Origin of the sequence: Kaistia defluvii, assembly GCF_026343955.1 — a bacterium.
GTDB lineage: Bacteria > Pseudomonadota > Alphaproteobacteria > Rhizobiales > Kaistiaceae > Kaistia > Kaistia defluvii.
In genome coordinates this window covers 175,038-181,037 of sequence record NZ_JAPKNI010000009.1, presented here as the reverse complement: position 1 = coordinate 181,037, position 6,000 = coordinate 175,038, and the positions used below count along the sequence as shown (strand labels likewise).

The 6,000-nt window shown below is 67.5% G+C and carries 7 protein-coding genes; 6 read left to right on the top strand and 1 reads right to left on the bottom strand.

Features of this window, described 5'->3' with window-relative positions; translation table 11 throughout:
- Positions 1–286: 286 nt before the first annotated feature.
- The 5 genes from OSH10_RS19915 (at position 287) to OSH10_RS19895 (ending at position 3,488) form a co-directional block, all read left to right on the top strand.
- The gene (locus OSH10_RS19915; RefSeq protein WP_266333935.1) at positions 287–889 is read left to right on the top strand and encodes an outer membrane protein; all 603 of its coding nucleotides are present in this window, start codon (positions 287–289) and stop codon (positions 887–889) included.
- 183 nt (positions 890–1,072) lie between these two features.
- Positions 1,073–1,591 carry a prolyl-tRNA synthetase associated domain-containing protein gene (locus OSH10_RS19910; protein ID WP_266333933.1) on the top strand — a complete coding sequence of 173 codons (519 nt, stop codon included), beginning with the start codon at positions 1,073–1,075 and terminating at the stop codon, positions 1,589–1,591.
- 57 nt (positions 1,592–1,648) lie between these two features.
- Entirely contained in the window at positions 1,649–2,596 is a 948-nt protein-coding gene (gene trxA, locus OSH10_RS19905) for a thioredoxin (RefSeq protein ID WP_407660736.1), read from the top strand.
- A 12-nt stretch (positions 2,597–2,608) separates the two neighbouring features.
- Positions 2,609–3,286 carry an LON peptidase substrate-binding domain-containing protein gene (locus OSH10_RS19900; protein ID WP_266333931.1) on the top strand — a complete coding sequence of 226 codons (678 nt, stop codon included), beginning with the start codon at positions 2,609–2,611 and terminating at the stop codon, positions 3,284–3,286.
- Positions 3,287–3,296: 10 nt separating this feature from the next.
- The gene (locus tag OSH10_RS19895; RefSeq protein WP_266333929.1) at positions 3,297–3,488 is read left to right on the top strand and encodes a Trm112 family protein; all 192 of its coding nucleotides are present in this window, start codon (positions 3,297–3,299) and stop codon (positions 3,486–3,488) included.
- A 290-nt stretch (positions 3,489–3,778) separates the two neighbouring features.
- Here the strand turns inward: OSH10_RS19895 and OSH10_RS19890 are convergent, their stop codons facing one another.
- The gene (locus tag OSH10_RS19890) at positions 3,779–5,017 is read right to left on the bottom strand and encodes a ubiquinone biosynthesis hydroxylase (protein WP_266333927.1); all 1,239 of its coding nucleotides are present in this window, start codon (positions 5,015–5,017) and stop codon (positions 3,779–3,781) included.
- A 119-nt stretch (positions 5,018–5,136) separates the two neighbouring features.
- Between OSH10_RS19890 and tesB the strand changes: the two genes are divergently transcribed.
- Positions 5,137–5,988, top strand: coding sequence for an acyl-CoA thioesterase II (gene tesB / locus OSH10_RS19885; RefSeq protein WP_266333925.1), 852 nt, complete (start codon positions 5,137–5,139; stop codon positions 5,986–5,988).
- The last annotated feature ends 12 nt before the right edge of the window (positions 5,989–6,000 follow it).

The following is a 6,000-nucleotide window of genomic DNA, read 5'->3' as shown; positions in this document are numbered from 1 at the left end:
AACCCCGGCGGTGCCGGCGTGCGCACCTTATGGCCGAAGCCGGAATCGATTGCAAGAGAGTTTTTTCGCGCCGATTTGCGCCAGAAAGCCGCCACCGCCCCGCCACGATGAGCGACCTTTTTGGCGCAGCCCAGCCGGGAATCCGGGCCGGAGGCAGCGGGCCGCGCCGCCGCCATCGTTCTGTCCAGAAGCCGGTGCTAAGCCCTCGCCACGGGTAAGCCAGGGGTGGCTGAGAGGCGGAGTTTCGGGTGCGTAGCGGCCCGGGCTCGCATCTCTTGAGGTACCAATGACCAAGCTTCTTCTCGCCGGCGCCGCCCTGGTCGCGCTGACCGGCGCCGCTTCCGCCGCCGATCTGACCTACGAGCCCGCTCCGGCCCCGGCTCCGATCGTCACCGAGGCCGCCTTTGACTGGACCGGCTTCTATGTCGGTGTGCATGGCGGCGCGCTGTTTGGCGATTTCACCGGCGATCTCGACGGCCTGAGCGGCACGGGCGGCCTTGTCGGCGCCCAGGCGGGCTACAACTACCAGATCGACCATTGGGTCATCGGCGTCGAAACCGACATCGCCTACAGCTCGCTGAAGGACGTGGCGGAGCTCGACTGGCTCGGCAAGACGACGGTTCGCGCCGGCTATGCGTGGGACAACTTCCTGCTCTACGCCAAGGGCGGCGTCGCCTATGGCGATCTGAAATATGCCGACGAGAGCCAGTGGGCCGTCGGCTGGACCGCCGGCGCCGGCGTCGAATACGCCTTCACCAAGAACCTGACAGGCCGTCTCGAATACGACTATGTCGACCTCGGCAAGAAGGATATCGGCAATTTCGATCCCGTCGTGAATGGCGGCGTCACCGCCCATGCGGTCACCGCGGGCCTGAACTTCAAGTTCTGATCCCTCGCGCCTGCCTCGACGAGAAAGCCCGGCCCCGTGCCGGGCTTTCTTTTTGTCCGCCTGCGCCTCCCCGCTTGCCGCCCCCGGCGCGGCATGCTTCAGGAAAGGCTTGCCCAGGAAAACGCGACGACAGTCTTCGGCGCGGGGCGCGGAAGAGAAATGCCAGCCACCGAGGGGGAATGCATGCCGGCAAGCCAGGACGAACTGTTCGCCTTTCTCGAGGGCCTCGGCATCGGGACGACCACCGTGACCCATCCGCCGCTCTACACGGTCGAGGAATCGCAGGCGCTGCGCGGCGCCATTGACGGCCTGCACAGCAAGAACCTGTTCCTCAAGGACAAGAAGGGCGCGCTGTTCCTCGTCGTCGCCGAGGAGAATGCCGCGATCGACCTGAAGCGGCTGCATGAGCGGATCGGCGCCTCGGGCCGCGTCTCGTTCGGCTCGGCCGAGCTGATGCAGAGCCTGCTCGGCGTGCTGCCGGGTTCGGTGACCCCGTTCGGCGTGATCAACGACCAGCCGGCCCGGTTGACGGTCGTGCTCGACGAGACGCTGGCCACCGCGGGCGCCGTCAATTTCCATCCGCTCGTCAATACGGCGACCACGACGATCGCCGCCGCCGACCTGCTCGCCTTCCTGCGCGCCACCGGCCACGAGCCGCTGCTCCTGTCTTTTTCCGAAGCCGCGGCCAGTCCGGATTTGTAAAACCGGGTTCGAAGCGCCATGTTCTCCGCGACGCGCCGGCGCGGGAGCCGGCCTTTGATGATCGAGGCAATCCGCATGAACCAGCCCAGCTTCAGCATCGGCGACAGCGCCGCGACCCAGGCTGCCAATGGCGCCGACACGCTGATCAAGGACACGACCACCAACAGCTTCGCCAAGGACGTTCTCGAGGAATCGCGCCGCCAGCCGGTACTCGTCGATTTCTGGGCGCCCTGGTGCGGCCCGTGCAAGCAGCTGACGCCGGTGATCGAGAAGGTCGTCCAGCAGGCGCGCGGCACGGTCCGTCTCGTCAAGATGAACATTGACGACCATCCGCAGATCGCCGGCCAGCTCGGCATCCAGTCGATTCCGGCCGTGATCGCCTTTGTCGACGGCCGCCCGGTCGATGGCTTCATGGGCGCGCTGCCGGAAGGCCAGATCAAGGAATTCATCGAGCGGGTCGCGGGTCCCGCCGGCGGCGCCGAAGTCGAAGCGGCGCTGGCCGAGGCCGACGCGCTCGTCGAGCAGGGCCAGTTCGCCCAGGCCGCCGACGTCTATGCCGCCATCCTGGCCGCCGAGCCCGACACCTTCAAGGCGCTGGTGGGTCTCGCCCGCTGCGACGTCGCGACCGGCAATGTCGAGGCGGCGCGCGAGCTGCTTGATTCGCTTCCGCCCGAAAAGGCCAACGACCCGGGTGTCTCGGCCGTCCGCGCGCAGATTGCGCTCGCCGACCAGTCGGCCGATCTCGGCGAGGAAGGCGAGCTTCGCGCCCGGATCGAGAGCAATCCCAAGGATTTTGACGCCCGCTTCGACCTGGCCCTGCTGCTCAATGCCAAGGACCAGCGCGAGGATGCCGCCGACCAGCTCCTTGACATCTTCCGCCTCAATCGCAGTTGGGAGGATGACAAGGCGCGCAAGCAGCTCGTTCAGTTCTTCGAGGCCTGGGGCCCGATGGACGAGGTGACGCTGTACGGGCGCCGCCGTCTTTCCTCGCTTCTGTTCTCGTAAGGCACCATTCGCATGCAGGCAGGCAATGCCATCTATGAAGCCCCGGACGATCTTCCCGATCTGATTCCGGTCTTTCCGCTGCCCGAAGCGCTGCTCCTGCCGCGCGGCCAGATGCCTCTCAACATCTTCGAGCCGCGCTACATGGCCATGGTCGACCATGCAATGGCGGGCGACCGCATCATCGGCATGGTCCAGCCGATGACGGTGACGGAAGACGGCGAGGACGCGGCAGAGCTGTTCGCGGTCGGCTGCGCCGGTCGCATCACCTCCTATTCGGAGACCGGCGACGGCCGCTACATGATCTGCCTGACCGGCATCAGCCGCTTCCGCATCCTGGAAGAGGTCGAGCCCGAATCGGGCTTCCGCCGCTGCCGGGTCACGGCGATCGATTTCCCGTCCGACTTCGTCGAGGACGCGGGCGCCGACACGGTCGATCGCAGCCATCTGCTCGATACGTTCCGCCTCTATCTCGACGCCAACCAGCTCGAAGCCGACTGGGACAGCATCGAGAAGGCGTCGAACGAGACGCTGGTCAATGCGCTGTCGATGATGAGCCCCTATGGCATGGCGGAGAAGCAGGCGCTGCTCGAAGCGCCGGACCTGCGCACCCGGGCCGAGACGCTGATCGCGCTGACAGAGATCTCGCTCGCCCGACGCGGCGACGGCAACGCCTCGTCACAGCTGCAATAGGAACCCGGCGATGGTGCATGCCGAACGCGAGGAAAGCCGGGTCGACCCCAAGCTGCTGGAGCTGCTGGTCTGCCCGCTGACCAAGACGACGCTCGAATATGACGCCGAACGCCAGGAGCTTGTGAGCCGCGCGGCGCGTCTCGCCTACCCGATCCGCAGCGGCATCCCGATCATGCTCCCGGACGAAGCCCGGCCGTTCTGAGGAAATTCCGTTCCTCCGCCGACCGCGGCGGAACGATGATTCGGATCGCAACGTCCAACAGGCGAAGCCGGTCGGGGCAACAGACCCAAAGGCCGCGTCCCCAAAACTCGACCATCATCCTGAGGCGCCCGGCAAAGCCGGGCCTCGAAGGAGGGTCCAGGGAATACCCACAATCGGGACCGCTGCACGGATTTTTACCGCTGGATCCTCCTTCGAGGCTTCGCTGGCGCGAAGCGCCTCAGGATGATGGCAGTGCGGGGTGATCGGCTGGAAAAGACAGGGAAGCCCCCTCAAATCACCTCGCCGCGCAGCAGGCGCGGGCCGGCCTGGCCGACATCGGACGCAGCGCCAATAAAACTCTCCTTGAGGCGCGGCAGGCGGTCGACCAGCCCGAGGCCGACATCGCGCAGGATGCGCAGCGCCGGATTGTCGTTGGAAAACAGCCGCGTCAGCCCGTCCGTGACGATGCCCATCTGCACCGTGTCGAAGCGGCGCCAGCGCTCGTAGCGCTCCAGGATGTCGAGCGTGCCTGGGTCGAGCCCGAGGCGGGCGGCGTCCACCACCGTCTCGGCCAGGGCGGCCGCATCCTTGAAGCCGAGATTGAGGCCCTGGCCGGCGATCGGATGGATCGCATGCGCCGCATCGCCGACCAGCGCCACGCGCGGCGCGATGAAGGAACGCGCGAGCTTCAGGCCGATCGGATAGGCGCGCCGCGGGCCGATCGCCTCGATCGGCCCCAGGTGATGGCCGAAGCGCCGCTCGAGCTCGAGCTGGAAGGTAAACTCGTCCGCCTGGACCAGCCGGTCCGCATGCTCGGTGCGCTCCGACCAGACCAGCGACGAGCGGTTGCCTGGCAGGGGCAGGATGGCGAACGGGCCCGCTGGCAGGAAATGTTCCTCCGCCCGGCCATGATGGGGTCGCTCGTGCTGCACCGTCGTGACGATTCCCGACTGGCCATAGGACCAGCCGACCGTGCGAATGCCGGCGAGATCGCGCAGGCGCGACTTCGCGCCATCGGCGGCCACCAGCAGGCGCGTGGTGATCGTGCCGCCGCTGGCAAGCCTCGCCTCGACCGAGGCCGCGCGGGTGGTGAAATCGGCGACCGAATTGCCTGCGATCAGCTCGACGCCGGCGGCGCGGCAGGCTTCCGACAGCGCGCCGACCAGCGCCCCGTTCGGAACCATATGGGCGAAGGGCTCGCCACTCTCGACCGAGCCGGAAAAGGTGAGGAAGATCGGCCGCACGGCATCGCGCAGGCGGCTGTCGGTGACGATCATCTCGGTGATCGGCTGGCTGGTCGTCTCGATCCGCTGCCAGATGCCGAGCGTCTCCAGCATCCGCTTCGCCGCCGCGGCGATCGCCGAGGCGCGGCCGTCGCGCGAGCCGGCGCCGGCCGGGGCCGGGTCCACGACGGCGACTGCAAGCGAGGGCGCGCCCTGCTTCAGCGCCAGCGCCGTGCAGAGGCCGACATAGCCGCCGCCGGCGATCAGGACGTCGATGGCCGAACCCGTCTCCATCCGTGCTGCCATGAACTCATCCCTTCCGACTCTGCGCCGCCACGCCCGGTGGCCGCTTGACTTGGTGGGCGGGCGGCCGCAACTGAGCGACGTCCGCCGATCCCGATTTTCCGAACGCGACCGATGCAAGCATGATCAACGACCTTCTCTCGATACTCGATCTGGAGCCGCTGGAACACAATCTGTTCCGGGGTCGCAGCTTCGATCCCGGCTGGCAGCGGGTTTTCGGCGGGCAGGTGATCGGCCAGGCGCTGGTGGCCGCGTCGCGAACCGTCACGGACCGGCTCGTGCATTCGCTGCACGGCTATTTTCTTCGCCCGGGCGATCCGTCCGCGCCGATCGTCTACGAGGTCGAGCGGGTGCGCGATGGCGGCAGCTTCTCGACGCGCCGGGTCGTCGCGATCCAGCACGGCCAGACGATCTTCATCATGTCGGCGTCCTTCCACATCCGCGAGGACGGGCTGGAGCACCAGATATCCATGCCCGACGTGCCGGGACCGGAAGACCTGCCGGTCGACGGCGAGATCGGCGCGGCCCTGCTCGACGGCGCCCCGGCGGGCGTGCGCCGCTACTGGGAGCGGCTGCGGCCGATCGAATTGCGCCCGGTCGACCGGAAGGCCTATTTCCGGCGCGACGAACCGCGCACCAGCCACGCCATCTGGATTCGCGCCAGGATCGCGATCGGCGACGATCCCGTGCTGAACAGCTGTGTTCTCGCCTATGCCTCCGACCTGACGCTGCTCGACACCACGCTTCTGGCGCATGGCCGGTCGGTGTTCGAGCCGGGCCTGCAGGTCGCCAGCCTCGACCACGCCATGTGGTTCCACCGGCCGTTCCGGATGGACGACTGGCTGCTTTATGTCGAAGACAGCCCCTCCGCGCATGGCGCGCGCGGCTTCAACCGCGGCAGCCTGTTCGACCGCCAGGGCGTGCTGGTCGCCTCGGTGGCGCAGGAAGGGCTGGTCCGGCCGGTCAGCCGGTGAAAATCGCGTCGA